Below are 16670 nucleotides of genomic sequence, written 5' to 3'. Positions count from 1 at the left end.
TACCTGTAAAACAGGTCCAACAGTGCTCGTATCCAAGATACTAGGAACCTTAAATATAAGGATCCTGACACCTTTTTACACACCCGTGCTACTGATCGGCTTGTCTCTTAGTGCTTAACAGCTTCGGTTGAGATCGCGGTTTTCAGTGCGGGATGTTCATCTGCGTGGGGGCGGTGATATCGGGTAGGATTTGCCTGGTGAGAGAGTTTGTTTTTTGAGGTCGGGGCGCTGATTCCAAAACGGTGGCTCGCGCCATTCCGCTCACCGCAGGTACGTTTTGTGGTGGTACATCGATGGCGTGGTGAGCAATCCGATTTCGGTTTCCACTCGGAATGTCTGTTTTGTCAGGGATAATGTGATGTTGATTCGCATGTGTTTTCTGAGATTTACTGCTCGCTGTGTTTATCCTGAATTGGTTTCGCGCCTGCCCGTTGGTTTGTGTTGTTGGGAGAATTTTACTGTGCGATTGATTGTGGACTATTTTCTGGATGTGCGTGGGGCAGTCAAGGGGACGCGACATGATTTGGTTGGCGAGGGAGTGCAGATGTGTGTTGGGGCTGTGGTGGGTCTGGTTGGCAGGGGGGCGGCTATGTGGTGGCGTGTGGCGACGCGCACAACTTTTCGAGGCTGGTTTAAGTCAAATCTGGCTGAAACGAGGGCCTTTTATAATGCTGATTTTTTCAGTGGTTCCCGTTCTTCAGCTGAACCTGTAATGCTCACGCGCGCGACACACAGCAGAGAGCAGATCATGGCGAACGTCAGGCTGGCGTCAAGGGGATTTTTTTCAGTTTACACTCAATCTGGTCAGGTGAAATTAAGGAATCAGAGCAGCGTGTCAAGTTCGAACATACTCGCAGACTGGCAGCGGGGGCACAGAATCAGAAATGGATACAGGGCCGGAACTGATCACTTTGACAAGAGTTCCGGAGACATCTTAAGCTGAAGGACAGGCAGGGGCTATTTTTTGAGAATTTGTGGAGATATTTCAGATTCGTGCGTAAAAATGCGCTCTTTCGTTTCCTATATAAGCAGGAATATTTCATCCATTTGAAAGACATCGATGTCGACTGAGACAGATTCAAAATCTGACGTGGCAAGACTGCTAACGCAGTATCAACGGGCATTGTACGTTTATATTTATGCGTGTGTACGCAACGCCACTGACGCAGACGATATTTTTCAGGAAGTTTCGATTGCGGTCGTCGAGTCCTTTTCTCAACTCGATTCGGAAGACGGGTTCTTTCCCTGGGCACGCGAAATCGCGTATCGTCGGGTGTTAGCCCATCACCGTACATCAAACAGAGAAAAACCAGTGAATCCACAAGTCATCACAGCGCTGGCGGAAGCCGTTGAGCGGGTTGAAAACCAGCAGTCCTTATCGACTCGCCGGGATAAGCTCATGGAGTGTCTGGAGCGTCTGCCCTCTCTGAGCCGCGAACTGATTGCCCGGTGCTATAACAATTCGGGAGAAAGTGTCGGGGTTGTCGCCGAACAGATTGGGCAGAAGGTGACTTCGGTTTATGCCCGCGTGCATCGGATTCGGGCGATTCTGCGTGACTGCATTGCACAACGTCTGCAGGAGGAGTCAGGAGAATGAAAGACTGGGACGACGATCGTTTGTTGCAGGCTTACCTGGACCGGACCCTTTCACCAGGAGAGACGTTTCAGCTGGAACAGCGATTCTGCCAGGAACCTGAACTCGCAGAACGAATGATACTGTTCGCCAGCGATGACGCGGTGCTCTCGGAATGGGTGGCGCATCAGGAACAGGATTTGGGAGAGTTGCTGTCACAGGATGAGTCTCCGTCAACGATTCAGGAAAATGCCCCCGATTTTGGTTTAAGACGACGGCTGATTGTGCCTGCGTTCCTGTCTGGTTGTGGGCTGCTGCTGGCGATGGGATTGTTCTACATTGTGCCGCAGTTTCAAACTCCTGTTCTGGAAGCAGTGGTCTTCAGTTCCGGCGAACGGGTTCAAAACCATATTAAACAGACACTGGCAGAGGGATCAGCGGAATTACATTTTCCAACCGGTGCCAGGGTGCTGATCTCGGCGCCGGCTGCTTATGAAGTCACCGGGAATAATTCGATTCATCTGCAGCAGGGAAAATTCATTGCCAATGTTCCCAGTACGGGGATCGGATTTCAGGTCGATACACCTCACGGGCGCGTGATTGATCTGGGGACCCTGTTTTCGGTTCAGACCGCTGATGCCGAGGATACCCGGGTGCAGGTCTACCGGGGAAAAGTGATCGCATCGGTGGTAGATGATGACGGAATCGTAAAAACCAGTCGACAGGTGGATGAGAATAAGTCGGCCAAAATTGATTACCAGAAAAATGAAATTGCCGAAACACCTGATTCACACGAAGTCAGTGCGCGATATGGGATCAAAGGTTATTCCAGTTCTGTTATTTTTCAGGAAGAAATGCCGGATGCACTGGCGACCGGAAAATACCAGGTTTTTGAACATGATGACCTGGCCTTTGTCTTTCCGGAACGAAGCCATGTGGTACTTCCTCAGAATTTAAACGTGCTGGTTTCACCTACCCGGGATGAACAGCGTTCGGGTAAATCGTTTCATTATCCGGTATCCCTCCCCGCACAGACGAAAGTCGACTGTTTTCGCGTTTATTACGACCCCGCCATCAAACAGGGGACATTCATTCCTGTCCGCGGAGAAATCGAGTTTGAACGGCCGATTCTCGGTGTCATCCTGGAAATAAAAAAATTGAATCAGACCGATAGCTTCTTTCACCCGCTTTATGAAAAGCATCCTGATCGCAGCATTGTTCATCAAGGGACGGAAGTTGACAGAGGCAAAATCGACCCGAAGGCCCGCTATGATGAGGTCACGATTTCAGATGATCGTAAAAAACTTTCATTCGTCCTGCTTTCCGGAGAACGCTTCGTCGATGAATTTCGCGTGATCGTTCAATCCTCAGAGAACCCTGCCAAACAATAATTCCAGCTGCGCTGATTGGAAACCGGATCTGTTTCCATTGGTCGCTTCAAATCAATAAGAGGTTTTGTATTACTGCGCTTCCATTATTTTTTTAAAGAGAAGATTCATGAATTTTCATCAGAAACGAAGAGACGGTTTTACATTAATTGAACTTCTGGTCGTGATTGCGATTATCGCGATTCTGATTGCACTATTACTGCCTGCCGTGCAGCAGGCCCGGGAAGCGGCCCGACGGAGTACTTGTAAGAACAACTTAAAACAGTTGGGAATCGCGCTGCATAATTATCATGATTCGCATCAGGTATTTCCCTTCGCGACAGTCTGTGGTGTGAATGTGTCTGCTTATACGGGACAAAATTATGCACGGCAGTCCTGGTTTCATCTGATACTACCCTATGTCGATCAGGCACCACTGTATGATAAACTCCGCGATGGATTTCAATCCGGTACTGTAAGCGACTTTGCCTCACATCCTCAGCGTTCAGTCAAAGTTCCCGTTTTTATGTGCCCTTCTGATCCAAACAGTGGAAAATTAGGGAGTCAGAAAAGTACGTTTTATTCAAATTATCTGCTCTGTTCCGGTTCAACGACTCAGGGGGCAGATGGAACATTTCCTAAGCTGAACGGGATGTTTTTTAACATCTCAAAAATTCGGATGAGTGATATTACAGATGGGACGTCCAATACGATTGCCGCGGGAAAGATTAATCTGGTGGATGATACTACCGGCGCCGGTCCGACTGCTGACTGTCTGACAGTAGGCGATTTACGAGGCCGTGTCTGGGGAACGAAATACGTAGGCGGTGGAACGTTTACAACTTTACAGGGACCGAATAGCGCTGTGCCCGATACTGTTATCTACGGATACTCAAGAGATTATGCCCCCATCAGTACTTCCTGTTCCAGTGGAAATAATGCCGTTTATGCGCGCAGCCGTCATGTAGGGGGAGCGCATTTTCTGCTGGGAGACGGTGCCGTTCGATTTATCTCGAATAATGTCGATACCAGTACGTTTCGAAGTCTGGGGACGCGGGCCGGAGGCGAAGTGCTGGGAGAATTTTAATCCATAACAAACGGGCTGAGTGTTTACAGCCTCTGAGATCGCTTTCTTCAAATCAGGCCATTCAGACAGAAAAAGAATTGATGACGGATTCCGTTTTGAAACCACTGACGATACTTTGTTTTTTTATAGTCCTGCAGGGATGTGGAACGGGCAACGATGGTCCGGTCACGGCTCCTGTGAATGGGACCGTGATGATTGACGGCACTCTCGTTCCGAAAGGCGATATCATTTTCGAGCCTGCAGATGGGCAGGGGCCTGCGGCTGCTGGGGTGATCAAAGAAGGAGCCTTTGAATTCACCAGTCCAGTGGGAATGAAGAAAGTCATGATCTTCGCGTCCCGGAAGTCCGGGAAAAAGGGGAGGGACTTTGGAGAAGACATTATGGAATCGTATATTCCGGAGAAGTATAATACGGATAGCGAACTCAAAGAAAATGTCATAACGGGGGCAGGGAACGAATTCCAATTTGATCTGAAATCGAAATAAACCGAGTGTATCTGTCAGTGAGATCAATTCAGGAGGTACCTGGTTGAGAGAGTTGCCATTTTAAGCTGTTTCCAGAAGTGAGAGGGATTGAAACAATGAGTTCGTCATTCAAGATGACTCGCAGAGAGATGCTCAAAAATTCGGTATTAAGTAGTGCCGGTCTTTGGGTGGGGGGGCGTTCTGCATTAGCCGAAAGTCGTTCTCCGAATGAGAAATTGAATATTGCGTGCGTTGGTTTGGGAAATCAGGGGAATGCGAATCTGGGGCTGGTGTCCAGTCAGAATATCGTAGCGCTGTGTGACGTCGACAGTGCCCGGACGGACAAATATCAGGTTCAATTTCCCAAAGCAAAGTCATTTGCGGATTTTCGCGTGATGCTGGATCAGATGGACAAAGAGATCGACGCCGTTCTGGTGACGACTCCCAATCATACGCATGCGACGATTGCCATCAATGCGATGCAGCGGGGCAAGTATTGCTATTGCGAAAAACCGCTGGCGCATTCGATTCATGAAGTACGCGCGATGCAGCGTGTAGCGCAGGAACAGAATGTCGTCACACAGATGGGAACTCAGAATCATGCCGGCGAGAATTATCGACGGACTGTGGAACTGATTCAGTCGGGAGCGATTGGGGGAGTGAAGCAGGTGCATGTCTGGTTTGGTCGACCCGGCGGCTGGCGACGCTTCAAACATGTCGTGGATCGTCCGCAGCAACCGCAGCCGATTCCCAAAACGTTGAACTGGGATTTGTGGGTCGGCCCCGCGCCGATGCAGAATTTCCACCCCTGTTATCATCCCCACGATTGGCATTACTGGTGGGATTTTGGAAACGGGACGCTCGGAAATATGGGCTGCCATTATATGGATCTGATTTTCTGGTCTTTAAAATTAAAATATCCGACGGCTGTTGAAACAAAAGGGCCGGCGTTGCACCCCGACTCAACCCCATTCTGGCTCGATTGCCACTGGCAGTTTCCCGCGCGTGAAACAATGCCCCCCGTAGAGGTCGTCTGGTATCATGGTCGGAATACTCCGCAACCGGTGCTGGATCTGGGAGGGCCTGAGTGGGCGGCCGGGATCTTGTTTGTCGGCGAGCAGGGAATGTTAGCCGCTGATTACGATAAACGGGTCCTGCTGCCGGAAGAGAAATTTGTCGGATTCAAAGCACCGGAGAAAACGATTCCCGATGCGATTCGCAATCACCGGATGGAGTGGGTTGAAGCCTGTAAAGGGACTGGGAAAACGCTGTGTCACTTTGATTATGCGGCTCCCTTGACGGAAACGATTCTGCTGGGCAATCTGGCCTTTCGTGTGGGGCACAAGATCGAGTGGGATGCAGAGAAAATGAATGCCTCTAATACAACTGACGCAGCACAATACATTCAACGTGAATACCGTAAAGGATGGACACTCTGACATGGCGACACTCAACATGAGAAAAACTGTTTTGAACCGGAAGCAACATCTTCTTTCTTGTTTCGCGATCGTGGTCGCAGCATTGATGGGAAATCTTGCCGTTTCACAGGCCGGGCCCGCGGTGTTATTCGAAGTCAAGGCGGGTCAACAGGCACGGCAGAACTGCGTGATTTCGATGCCCGTACCGAAGCTGCTCGAGCGGCAGAATTTAAGCCTGTTTCGGGTGGATAACGGGACAGAGATTCCAATTCAGATTGATACCGCCGGTGATCAGCGGGAAATCGTCTGGATACTTCGCGAAGGATTGCCGGAAGGCGCGACAAGGCAATATCGTCTCATGGCCGGGGAGAGTTTTGCAAAACAGCCCGATCGGGTCGTCGTGGCTGATGATGGAAAACATTTGAATGTTAAAGTCGATGGCAAGCCGGTTCTGACTTACAATCACGCGCTGGTCGCGGCTCCGAAACGGGACGAAGCGTACTACGACAAAAGCGGTTATATTCACCCGTTGTATACACCATCGGGAAAAGTTATCACCGACGACTTCAACCCCGATCATGCGCATCAGCACGGCATCATGTTGTCGTGGCGGAAGATCCTGTTTGAAGGCCGGGAAAACAACGGCTGGGACCAGAAGTCGCAACTCGGCAAAGTGGAACACAACCAGGTCAACTCTTTCACCAGCGGCCCGGTTTTCGGCTCGTTTACGGCAACCATCGATCATGTCGATCTGACGAAAAAAACAGGCCCGGTAACCATGCTGAAAGAAACATGGCGGGTACGTGTTTTCGCGTTGGAAAATCAGTTTCTGTTTGATATCAACTCGATACAAAACTGTGCAACGGATCAGCCGGTGACGATTGATAAAATTCATTATGGCGGGATGACGGTTCGCGGTCATGCAGACTGGCATGAGCATCACACTTATGATTTTCTGACCAGTGAAGGGAAAAATAAAGAAAACGGGAATCAGTCGCAGCCGCAGTGGGTGGAGCTGTATGGTCCGCTGGCTGGTGGAATGGCGGGAGTAACCGTGTTAAGTCATCCCGGGAATTTCCGGTTCCCGCAGCCGGTCAGATTGCATCCGACAATGCCTTATTTCTGTTTCGCGGTCGCAGCCAGCGACGCTTTCGCGATTGAACCGGGGAAACCATATGTCTCACGTTATCGCTTTTACGTGCATGACGGAAAGCCGAACGCAAAGGTTGATCAAAGTTTGTGGGAAGATTATGCGCATCCCCCTGAAGTCAAAATTGTTTCAGAGCCATAATCAACGAGCGGGACAGGCTTCACAGGTCAGAATAGAAGTATTTTCGTCAAAGAAAAAAGCTGGCCGTGATTTACCTCACGACCAGCTTTGATATGTCTGTCAAATGATTGAGCGTCTGATTATTTAATCGACTCAATCATCTTCACGATTTCTTCTTCATTATATTCTTCAGATTGAATCTGCAGCATCAGGAAGGCCGGACCGCTTTTACCCGGAAATACGCCCGTTACCTGATGGAATTCCGCTTTCTCTTCATCGGTTCCTTCCGCAAAAGTGAAGTTGAGTTTTTTGCCTTTGATTGTGAATTCGCGTTGCTCTTCTTTTGTGATATCGAGCTTGCGTTGATTCTGATTCTGATTTTGATTATTCAGGCTGCTGCGGAACTCTTTCTCCATATCAATCATGCCGTCATCGGGGACGGTCAGACTCATTAAGATCAATATTCCCTGTTTTGATTCTGGTTCGAACAATGCCATTTGCATGCCTTTGCCAATGACGCTGAAAGTCACTCCCGCCTGGGGTTTGAAGATCTCAGGAATCGTAATATCCGTGATTTCATTTTGGATGGCGATGATCTCGGCTTTTTTCTCCGTGACCTTCATTTTGATATCCATATTTCTGGCGGCATAAAACAGGCCACCACAGCAAAGGAGTAAGCAAACGCCTCCCACGCCGAATATAATCAACAGCACTTTTACGCCCGTGCTCATTCCTTTTTTGGGCTGGGCAGAAAATTCTTCAGGTTGAAAATCATTTTCTTCGGAGTAAAAATTGTCGTCGGACATCTTGGTATTTACCTTTCCCGGGCAGACAGTGCGAATTGCATATTCAGAAGCGGCAAACTCATGAAAGCTGAGTACAAAAACAACGGACTCTCTGAACAGGGCAAGTCTATAAAGAATCCACCAAAGAAACGAGCGAAATCTAAAACCGGATCAGAAAATTCTAAGAATTAGGCATCATCTTCGTCATTTTGTATCCCGCTCAAGCGTTCTTCATCCCGCCATTGCTTTTGCAGCTTTTTCCGTTCACGCTTACTGAGACCTTTCAGCAGTTCCGGATCGTGCGCGCTGTCTACCCGAATTGTTTTTTTCTCAACTTTCGACGGTTGTTCCGGGGCAGGCTGAGCTGGTGCCGATTTATTTACCGCCACAGGCTCTGATGATTTCGCCGGGCGGGTCTCGGCGGTTTCCACAACGGGAGATTTTGCGGGGGGGGTGCTTCTCTCCGCTGCGGCTTTTACAATTTTAGATTTTTTTGCGGCGTCCGCTGCAATAACCGCGGTTTCTTTTGCCTGCTGCTGAGCCAATCTGACTGCCAGTCGTTCTTTCTGAATGATGGCTTTAGCTACCCGTCTGGCTTTTTTCTTGATTCGACGACGATGCAGATACTTTGCAGCATGCTGCTTGAGACGTGAAGGAACTTTCTCTGGCAGATCGACTGACCGGTAGAGTAAATGGTGAGTATGAAATAACAGACTGGTAAACAAACTCCAGTGTGCGAAGTAGAGCAGGCCGGCTCCGATCAGATAGTGCTGTGCTTCCCAGGGGATCAGATTTCCGGTGAACATGAAAGTCAGGTTCGCTACGTAAGCGGCGACCGCGATGATGGTAAAGTTCAGACCTGCCCGATCTCCCCGCATTTCCAGATAAGTCATCAGCGAGACGCTCAACCCCAAAGCCAGTCCGGGAACCAGCCAGGCCAGAAGTGGTGTATGAGGTCCCCAGTCAAACAATCTTAATTCAATCACAGTCGTTGCCCAGACGTGATGTAATTTCGTTGTGGTGCATAAAGCGAAGAGAAATAAACCACCGGCGACCCACTTCCACAGGCGATACCTGCCTGAAAAATCATGCAGGCTTTGTGTGCGGAGTGAAGCGATCAGTAACGAAATCTGGCCCGAAACAAACAGCAGGCAGCCAGTCAGGTAGAGCGGCAAGGGGCTCTGTTTCAATGACAGATACCCTGACAGGGCAGAGTCGGGTGTACAAAATTCAGACCGGTAAAAGTCAGCGGCAATTAAACCGGAAAAACACAAAAAGACCGGCAGATAATATAAGGCCAGTTTCCAGCGTTTGGGAAAAATGATTGTACGGAGCGGGTATTGACCGGCTTTAAACCGATTTGTCCGCGAAATGGTCTGAGATGTAGAATCCTCGTTCGAATCGTCGAGAGATTCTGAAGATTCCGACGCCAGTCTGCGACGACGGCGTTCATCCATGGAACGGGAGCCAGCGAATCCGGTAGACATTGATACTCTGCGCGATCCTTCAACGAGATCTTTGTCGTTAATTCAATATTACGAAATAATGATGTGGAAATAAATGTCCTCCGGTTCCAGCAGTGACTGCGATCAGATCAGTCATCTACTTAATCTCGGAAAGACTTTACTCTTCTTTCATCGGTAAAGGGCAATTTGCTGCACGAGTCTCGATTTGCATTTTGCATCCACTATTGGCAGGCACGATTGGATTGTTTGTTTCCTTTGTTTTAATCGATAGGGAGCCCGTGATGGTTAATCTTTCGGTAATACTAAATGTGGCTCTGTCTTAACTAAATGTCCTATTGTTTATTGGCCTGGCGTTCCCGGTGATGTGTTTAGTTGATCGTGTTAACTCTTTACAAATAAAAGCTTTATATTTTGTCTGACTTTCAAACGGGTGAATAGTCCTCTCTTCAGACAAGACTGTATATAATACAGCTTCCAATAACGGGCCAAATAAAATTTAGTCAACGGAGTGTTGTTTGATGTTTAAAAAATGGAAGTGCGCTTTAACATATGTCTCGCTGTTATTTCCGATAGGGCTGGTCACTGCAGCAGAGATTCCTGAATCGGCGATCTCCCCGGAAGCCAGTATTGTCATACGTCTCAAACAGCCCAAAGAAACTCTGCAAAATATTTCGGGTTTGCTGAATCAGGTCGACGAGTCGCTGACGGCAGTGATTGCCGGCAATTTGCGAACGTTTCTGGGGCGGTCTGTTTCTAACCCGGACCTGGCAGGCGTTGACCGTTCGCGCGACATGTTTGTAGGCGTATTTCTCAGTCAGGCAAAACAGCCTGGCTTACTGTATGTGATGCCTGCCAGCGATGCACAGGCAATCAAGACCGCCGCTGGTGAAAAATACCAGTTTGCGATTCATGAGACATGGGTTCTTTACAGTGATGACAAAGCACTCGTTGATCAGGCCGTTCAACTGTTAAAAAACGGTGGTCAGAGCTTTCAGGATGAAATGAGTTCGCAGTCGCGGGATCTGTTTGCCGGGGGGGACCTCTCGGTTTTTGTGAATTCGCAAAAAATAGTGCAGATTTACCAGCCGCAACTGGAACAGGCGGGACAGAAGATCGACGTGGCACTCAATCAACTTTCCCAAACAGTAAATACCGCGCCGGGGGTGAATATGAAGCCGATTCTGTCGCTGTATTCCACTCTGGCGAAAGCGGGTTTACAAGCGGTTCAGGATTCAAAAAGTTATACAACCACGGTCAAGGCTGGAATGAGTGGCGTCGGTTTGGAGAGCCTGTTTGAAGTCAAAGAAAATTCGGTGACCGACCAGTTATTTCAGACAAATCCGCCGCAGGAATTTGCACAACTGGGAAAATTTCCCGCAGATCAACTGGCCTATTTTGCTGGAGCCGGGAACACCGATGCGCTCATTACCTGGGGAATGCAGTTTACAGCGCAGATGTTTGATGACACGAAACAAAATGCGGAAGCCAGATCGAAATTCGAATCGATTGTCAAAGAGATTCGCAGCTTGAAATTCGGCAGCTATTATTTCTCGTTCGAACTGGGGAAACTTTCCGAAGGGGTGCTGAATGCTTATACGATTTCAGAAGTGGAACCCTCTGCAGCGATGCGGAAATATACCCGGGAAATGATGGGGTTAATGCAGAATATTTCTCTGCCAGGCATGAAGCAACAGGTCACTCTGACACCCGATGCAGAGAAGATCGGAAGCGAAACTGTCGATCTGACGGTCATCAAACAGGAAGTCGATCCGAAATTTGACCCGCTGCAGGTTCAGAAGCGAATGCTGGAAGTACTTTATGGCCCGATGGGAATTACGAATCGGATGGCATATCCGAAAGGAAAGGTACTCCAGGCGATGGGGGCTACGGCCTCGATGAAGAAATTTCTGGACGCACTCAATGCTTCGGCGGATTCCGATCTGATCGCTCAAAATCAACCTGCGTTTATCGAGGCCCGCAAACAGGGGCTCAGCCAGGCAAATATTCTGGCCATAATCGATGTGCCAACCAGCATCGCGAAAGGCTACAATATTTTTGCCGAAAGCCGGCAGCAACAGGGGCCGTTTTCAGAAGCGCTGCTGAAAAAGCAGGGCATTTCCGCCTCTTACCTGACGTTCAGTCTGTCGATGGGGCCGCACTCGCTGACGACCAGGACTTATGTGCCGGTTCAGAATCTGAAGAGCGGGTTCAAGATTTTTTCGATCATCATTGGTCAAAAATAACGGTGGCCGAGGTCTTCACGGAAAATAACTGAAAATTAGTTCCGATTCGTTACTGGAAATGGACGTGTTGGTAAGTCGTTGATATAAATATGCTTATAGGGATGTCTGCGGTTGTGGATTGTCCCGGATCGGCATGATAGACGCATGTTTTTTCAAAACCGCTCTTGAAATAATCGACATTTTACCGAAAACTGACAAAAATGAGCGAACCAGTAACAACGTCTGTCTGTCTAGCTGGTAAGGAGAGTTTCTTGACCTGAGGGTTGGGAATCTCGCAACTACTTTTTTGTGAGCGGATAAAATCCGTTTTTATTTACGAGGCAGAAAGCCTCTCTTTTTTAGTCTCTTTCTCTGCGGTTTAACGCAGGAGGTGCACTGATGATTTTTTCTAAACAGAATCGTCGTTTCGTCGTCAAAGCAATTAACATCAGCGCGTTTGTGAAAACAGCGGCTGTCGTGAAAGCCATCGATGCCGTCCGTGCAGCCCTCCGTCTAGATACGTTAAGCCCTCTAAGTGGAGAACGATTGTCGGAATCCGGTGGTATGCCGGGGACCCCCTCGATGAGTTGGCATTGTTGTCAACATCAATCATCGATCCTCTGATGTATCAAAGATACATGCAGATAACGGGTACCAGGACCACTATGACCGGAACTGCTTCGTAGGCAGTTTCCTATTCCCTGCTTTTTAGCAGAAAATCGTTTACTCAAAGTGGTTGGTTGAAACGCGACAAATGTTTTGGCCGGCCCTGCCATGTTTGATGGTGAGAACCTCGAATTGGTCAGCTTGTTGATTTCCGGAAGAAGAACCTAAGCTCTTTCTCCGGTTTCTCAGTTGACTCAAAGGTCTGGTTAAATCTCACTCCGAGCATGATCGCAGTTGCCACTTTGACCATCTTTGAATACAGAGCCCTGACTCAGGGTCAGAGAAGAGATAGTACCATGGAAGATCAGCAGTTAGTAGAATTAGTTCTTGCCGCTCAGAGTGGGGATCGGGACGCCTTCGGTTCTCTGGTAGTTCAGTTTGAATCGACCGTTTTTGCGATTGTGATGAAGCGATTGCGAAACCACGCTGAGGCCAGTGAAGTGACGCAGGATGTTTTCATTCAGGCCATGCGGAAGCTGTCTCAGTTGAATGCACCGGAACGTTTCGGTGGATGGTTGCGGCAGATTGCCGCGCGGATGTCGATCAATCGAGCTGTTCGTCGGCCTAAAGAGAGCATTCAAAGTCCTGATACGTTTATCGTTCTGGACGACGCACCTGAAAGCCCGCTGGAAAAAATGCTGGAAAGCGAACGGGCCAGCGAATTGCGAGGAAGTCTGGAACAGTTGGGTGAAGTCGATCGTCAGACGCTGATTTCATTTTACTTCAAAGGCCAGTCTCTGAAGGAAATGAGTCACGAATTTGATCGGCCGATTGGAACGATCAAACGGCGACTGCACACCGCACGTAATCGGCTGCGGGAAGCTCTGCTGGACTTGCAGTCCGTATGAGTGAAAATATGCGTGTTGAAAAAAGCAAAGCCTGCTGAGGGAAACTTCGGCAGGCTTTGTGCTTTTGTGACAGCGTATTCTGCATCAAAATGCAGAAGTCAACGGGCCGGTTAACGGACCTGTTAAGGGAGCGTCATTCCGGCTTTCACAAGCAGTGAAGTCAACGCTATCAGGGGAATGCCCGTGATGGCAGAGTGGTCAGTGGATTGAATCTCTTCAAATAGTGTGATTCCGCGGCTTTCCAGTTTATAGGCTCCCGCACAGTTCAGCGGCTGATCGAATTGGACATAACGTTTGAGAGCGTCTTTGTCGAGCGGTCTCATTTTGAGTCTGGTGCGGTTGATGTGCGTTTCCACAAAATCGGGCGCCATAACGGCAATCGCGGTAATGAGCACATGCGTTTTGCCTTGCATTGAGATCAATTGTTCCAGCGCCCGTTCTTCTGTACCTGGTTTTCCCAGGATGCAATTTTCAAACGACACCAGTTGGTCGCCGCCGATCACGATTGCATCAGGGTGCTGTTGAAAGACCTGTCTGGCTTTTTCCAAGGCCAATGTTTCTGCCAGCAATTCAGGTGAGGAGAGAGTCGCTTTCAGCAGTGATTCATCGACCTGGGGATCACGGGTTTCAAAATCCAGTCCTAATCGTCGTAATTGTGCTGCACGATAAGGGGATGTGCTGGCCAGAATGAGTTTCATCGAAGACTCCCATAGTAGAATAAAACTGCCAGATCAGGTGTTTTTAAATCCGTTATTTGGTCTGTTGATGATAGACCTGTCTGGGAGAGAGTTGGTTGATAGACCGGTCCCACTCGGCAATCGCGGCAAGTGTTCCTGCCGGCGTGATGACGGCAATTTCTGTGATCTGCTTCGTATCAGGCAGTCGATCTGGAGTACAGGTCAGCTTCTGTCCCTGGCTGAGAGACTGGAGTTCCTGCTCATTGCATTCATAATGCGGGAGACACGTGACTGCGGAAGCGGCAGGCTGCAATTGTTGGACAATCGTATCCAGGGATAACTCTTCATCGAGGTTCATCGCGGATGCCAGGTTGAATTGTCCAATGCGTGTGCGCACCAGCGCTGACATAATCGCGCCAACTCCCAGCTGTTCTCCCAGATCGCGACCAAGAGAGCGAACGTAGGTTCCTGAACCGCAGACAATGCGGAGCTGGAAACGAGGAAATTCAAAGCTGACTAATTCGAGTTCATAAACATCCACGGTGCGGGGCCGTATTTCAAAGGATTTCCCGCGGCGTGCCAGATCATAGGCCCGCTGCCCGTCGATATGCACCGCTGAGAACTGAGGGGGTATCTGTTCGATCTGCCCTCGAAAATCCGGCAGGCAGGCTTCCAGTTGTTCGCGCGTGATGACGGGGCAATCAGGTGTGTCGGTGACATTGCCGGAAATGTCATCGGTGTCACTTCGTTTTCCCAGAAAGAATTCGCCGATGTATTCTTTAGGCTGTTCCTGGACAAATCGAATCAGACGGGTCGCAGAACCGATGCAGACAACCAGGACGCCTGTGGCCAGTGGATCCAGTGTGCCGGCGTGCCCGGCTTTGGATGGTTTGACCAGCTTTTGGATTTGATCTACCACCTGACGCGAGGTAATGTCTTGTGGCTTATGAATATTCAGTAAGCCGGATAAATTCAGGCCTACCGCTTTCTTGGAACTCATTGGAAACTGTTCCCGGTCTTTCTCGTGCGTGCTGGCACAGGCGCAGTCGGTATTGAATCACTTCTTAAACGGTGACGCGGACTTTTTGCTGATGATAATTCAAGGCGGCTCCTACAAATCCGGCAAAGAGCGGATGCGGGCTGACCGGCTTGGATTTGAATTCCGGATGGAACTGCACGGCGAGATACCAGGGGTGATCAGGAATTTCTACGATCTCGACCAGATTTCCGTTGGGGCTGGTTCCTGTGGGAATCATGCCGGCTTCAATCATCTGTTTACGATATTCGGGGTTGAACTCATAACGGTGTCGATGACGCTCACTGATGGAATCGGCACCATAACAGGAATGAGCGATTGAGTCCGGCGAAATGATGCAGTCCTGTGCGCCCAGACGCATGGTTCCCCCTTTTTCCGTAATTTCCTTTTGTTCTTCCAGCAGACATATGACAGGGGCACTGGTCTCACTGTTGAATTCGGTGCTATGCGCGTCCGGTAGTCCCAGGACATTTCTGGCAAATTCAATCACCGAACATTGCATTCCCAGGCAGACCCCGAAGTAGGGAATCTCGGATTCACGGGCAAATTTTGCGGTCGCGATTTTGCCTTCGATGCCACGTTTTCCGAAACCGCCGGGGACGAGAATTCCGTCGACGTTGGAAAGCAGTGCTTCAGGCCCTTGCCGTTCAACTTCTTCCGCTTCAATTCGCTTTAAAAGAATGCGCGTGGAATGATGAAAGCCTGCATGAAACAGTGATTCGTAAATTGATTTGTAGGCATCTCTGTGATCGATATATTTTCCCACCACAGCAATCGTGACTTCATGTTCCGGATTTTTGATCCGATTCAGCAGTGCCCGCCAGTTGGAAAGGTCCAGAGGTTCGGCATCCAGCTGCAGTTTGCGAATGATGAGTTTGTCGAGCCCGTCATCGGCCAATCCCTGAGGAACTTCGTAAATGGAATATTCCGTATCGACTTCTTCAATCACCGCATTTTTTTCCAGATTGCAGAACAGGGCGATTTTGTCTGCGTGATCCTTATCCATGGGGCGTTCGGTTCGTACGATCAAAATATCGGGCTGAATACCAATCTGCCGTAGTAAACCAACACTGTGCTGTGTCGGTTTGGTTTTCATTTCTCCCGCGGCCTTGATGTAAGGGACCAGCGTCAAATGGATGAACAGGCAGTTTTCCTTGCCGATATCCAGGGGAATCTGACGGATCGCTTCGAGGAAGGGCAGTCCTTCAATGTCTCCCACGGTTCCCCCGAGTTCCGTGATGACCACATCGACGTCGGAATTGTCCAGATTGAAAATCGCCTGTTTGATTTCGTCGGTGATGTGAGGGATCACCTGAACGGTGGCGCCCAGATATTCGCCGCGGCGTTCTTTATCAATCACCCGCTGATAAATCTGTCCGGTGGTGTAATTGGATTTGCGGGAGAGGGGGCTGTTGGTGAATCGCTCATAATGACCGAGGTCCAGATCGGTTTCGGAGCCATCGTCCAGAACATACACTTCGCCATGCTCGTAGGGATTCATCGTTCCGGGATCAATGTTGATGTAAGGGTCGAGCTTCTGCATGCGGACCCTCAGTCCCCGTTGTTCCAGGAGGAGCCCGATCGACGCGGACGTTAGTCCTTTTCCCAAAGAACTGACAACGCCACCTGTGACAAAAATATGTTTGGTCGTATGCTTGGTCATTTTACTATCTGCTAATTGAGTCGGAGTTTATTATTTGATCATGATATGCGAAACAAGCCGGATTTGCACGTTTCAAGCTGCAGAATGCAATATCAGATTTCTATCACTTCAGTTATCTGTTTCGTTTA

General features: G+C 49.2%; 14 protein-coding genes. 9 read left to right on the top strand and 5 right to left on the bottom strand.

What is annotated here, in order from left to right; genetic code table 11:
- The first annotated feature begins 1090 nt into the window (after positions 1-1090).
- The 6 genes from Q0294_RS17605 to Q0294_RS17580 all read left to right on the top strand — a co-directional run bounded on the left by Q0294_RS17605 (position 1091) and on the right by Q0294_RS17580 (position 7200).
- Positions 1091-1597 (top strand): sigma-70 family RNA polymerase sigma factor, encoded by a 507-nt coding sequence (locus Q0294_RS17605; protein ID WP_299468076.1) that lies wholly within the window; start codon positions 1091-1093, stop codon positions 1595-1597.
- Complete coding sequence (locus Q0294_RS17600) at positions 1594-2964, top strand: FecR family protein (RefSeq protein ID WP_299468074.1); 1371 nt, start codon at positions 1594-1596, stop codon at positions 2962-2964. The genes Q0294_RS17605 and Q0294_RS17600 overlap by 4 nt, the downstream gene beginning before the upstream one ends.
- 106 nt (positions 2965-3070) lie before the next feature.
- Positions 3071-4027 (top strand): DUF1559 domain-containing protein, encoded by a 957-nt coding sequence (locus tag Q0294_RS17595; RefSeq protein ID WP_299468072.1) that lies wholly within the window; start codon positions 3071-3073, stop codon positions 4025-4027.
- Between the two features lie 80 nt (positions 4028-4107).
- Entirely contained in the window at positions 4108-4512 is a 405-nt protein-coding gene (locus Q0294_RS17590; RefSeq protein ID WP_299468070.1) for a hypothetical protein, read from the top strand.
- 95 nt (positions 4513-4607) lie between these two features.
- Positions 4608-5930: a Gfo/Idh/MocA family oxidoreductase gene (locus Q0294_RS17585; RefSeq protein WP_299468068.1), complete on the top strand. Its 1323-nt coding sequence runs from the start codon at positions 4608-4610 to the stop codon at positions 5928-5930.
- Positions 5931-5946: 16 nt separating this feature from the next.
- Complete coding sequence (locus tag Q0294_RS17580; RefSeq protein ID WP_299468066.1) at positions 5947-7200, top strand: PmoA family protein; 1254 nt, start codon at positions 5947-5949, stop codon at positions 7198-7200.
- Between the two features lie 119 nt (positions 7201-7319).
- On the opposite strand, the gene Q0294_RS17575 is transcribed toward Q0294_RS17580, so the two are convergent.
- The gene (locus Q0294_RS17575) at positions 7320-7985 is read right to left on the bottom strand and encodes a hypothetical protein (RefSeq protein ID WP_299468064.1); all 666 of its coding nucleotides are present in this window, start codon (positions 7983-7985) and stop codon (positions 7320-7322) included.
- A 167-nt stretch (positions 7986-8152) separates the two neighbouring features.
- The gene (locus tag Q0294_RS17570) at positions 8153-9451 is read right to left on the bottom strand and encodes a hypothetical protein (protein ID WP_299468062.1); all 1299 of its coding nucleotides are present in this window, start codon (positions 9449-9451) and stop codon (positions 8153-8155) included.
- A gap of 497 nt (positions 9452-9948) precedes the next feature.
- Between Q0294_RS17570 and Q0294_RS17565 the strand changes: the two genes are divergently transcribed.
- The 3 genes from Q0294_RS17565 to Q0294_RS17555 all read left to right on the top strand — a co-directional run bounded on the left by Q0294_RS17565 (position 9949) and on the right by Q0294_RS17555 (position 13166).
- Complete coding sequence (locus tag Q0294_RS17565) at positions 9949-11673, top strand: hypothetical protein (RefSeq protein WP_299468060.1); 1725 nt, start codon at positions 9949-9951, stop codon at positions 11671-11673.
- Between the two features lie 378 nt (positions 11674-12051).
- Complete coding sequence (locus Q0294_RS17560) at positions 12052-12276, top strand: hypothetical protein (protein ID WP_299468058.1); 225 nt, start codon at positions 12052-12054, stop codon at positions 12274-12276.
- 338 nt (positions 12277-12614) lie between these two features.
- Positions 12615-13166 carry a sigma-70 family RNA polymerase sigma factor gene (locus tag Q0294_RS17555; RefSeq protein WP_299468056.1) on the top strand — a complete coding sequence of 184 codons (552 nt, stop codon included), beginning with the start codon at positions 12615-12617 and terminating at the stop codon, positions 13164-13166.
- 122 nt (positions 13167-13288) lie between these two features.
- Here Q0294_RS17555 and Q0294_RS17550 read toward each other — a convergent pair whose 3' ends face one another.
- The 3 genes from Q0294_RS17550 to Q0294_RS17540 form a co-directional block, all read right to left on the bottom strand.
- Entirely contained in the window at positions 13289-13864 is a 576-nt protein-coding gene (locus tag Q0294_RS17550) for a nucleoside triphosphate pyrophosphatase (protein WP_299468054.1), read from the bottom strand.
- A 52-nt stretch (positions 13865-13916) separates the two neighbouring features.
- A complete protein-coding gene (truB, locus tag Q0294_RS17545) occupies positions 13917-14843 on the bottom strand; it encodes a tRNA pseudouridine(55) synthase TruB (protein ID WP_299468052.1) in 927 nt (308 codons plus the stop codon).
- A 64-nt stretch (positions 14844-14907) separates the two neighbouring features.
- Positions 14908-16542 carry a CTP synthase gene (locus Q0294_RS17540; RefSeq protein ID WP_299468050.1) on the bottom strand — a complete coding sequence of 545 codons (1635 nt, stop codon included), beginning with the start codon at positions 16540-16542 and terminating at the stop codon, positions 14908-14910.
- Positions 16543-16670 lie beyond the last annotated feature (128 nt).

This window comes from uncultured Gimesia sp., from assembly GCF_937919775.1.
GTDB lineage: Bacteria > Planctomycetota > Planctomycetia > Planctomycetales > Planctomycetaceae > Gimesia.
The sequence above is the reverse complement of the archived record's forward strand: the minus strand, read 5'-3'. Positions and strand labels throughout refer to the sequence as shown.

Coding starts and splice junctions, on each gene's coding strand:
- Q0294_RS17600 (WP_299468074.1), top strand. CDS start 1,594: ATGAAAGACTGGGACGACGATCGTTTGTTGCAGGCTTACCTGGACCGG.
- Q0294_RS17595 (WP_299468072.1), top strand. CDS start 3,071: ATGAATTTTCATCAGAAACGAAGAGACGGTTTTACATTAATTGAACTT.
- Q0294_RS17590 (WP_299468070.1), top strand. CDS start 4,108: ATGACGGATTCCGTTTTGAAACCACTGACGATACTTTGTTTTTTTATA.
- Q0294_RS17585 (WP_299468068.1), top strand. CDS start 4,608: ATGAGTTCGTCATTCAAGATGACTCGCAGAGAGATGCTCAAAAATTCG.
- Q0294_RS17580 (WP_299468066.1), top strand. CDS start 5,947: ATGAGAAAAACTGTTTTGAACCGGAAGCAACATCTTCTTTCTTGTTTC.
- Q0294_RS17575 (WP_299468064.1), bottom strand. CDS start 7,985: ATGTCCGACGACAATTTTTACTCCGAAGAAAATGATTTTCAACCTGAA.
- Q0294_RS17570 (WP_299468062.1), bottom strand. CDS start 9,451: ATGTCTACCGGATTCGCTGGCTCCCGTTCCATGGATGAACGCCGTCGT.
- Q0294_RS17565 (WP_299468060.1), top strand. CDS start 9,949: ATGTTTAAAAAATGGAAGTGCGCTTTAACATATGTCTCGCTGTTATTT.
- Q0294_RS17560 (WP_299468058.1), top strand. CDS start 12,052: ATGATTTTTTCTAAACAGAATCGTCGTTTCGTCGTCAAAGCAATTAAC.
- Q0294_RS17555 (WP_299468056.1), top strand. CDS start 12,615: ATGGAAGATCAGCAGTTAGTAGAATTAGTTCTTGCCGCTCAGAGTGGG.
- Q0294_RS17550 (WP_299468054.1), bottom strand. CDS start 13,864: ATGAAACTCATTCTGGCCAGCACATCCCCTTATCGTGCAGCACAATTA.
- truB (WP_299468052.1), bottom strand. CDS start 14,843: ATGAGTTCCAAGAAAGCGGTAGGCCTGAATTTATCCGGCTTACTGAAT.
- Q0294_RS17540 (WP_299468050.1), bottom strand. CDS start 16,542: ATGACCAAGCATACGACCAAACATATTTTTGTCACAGGTGGCGTTGTC.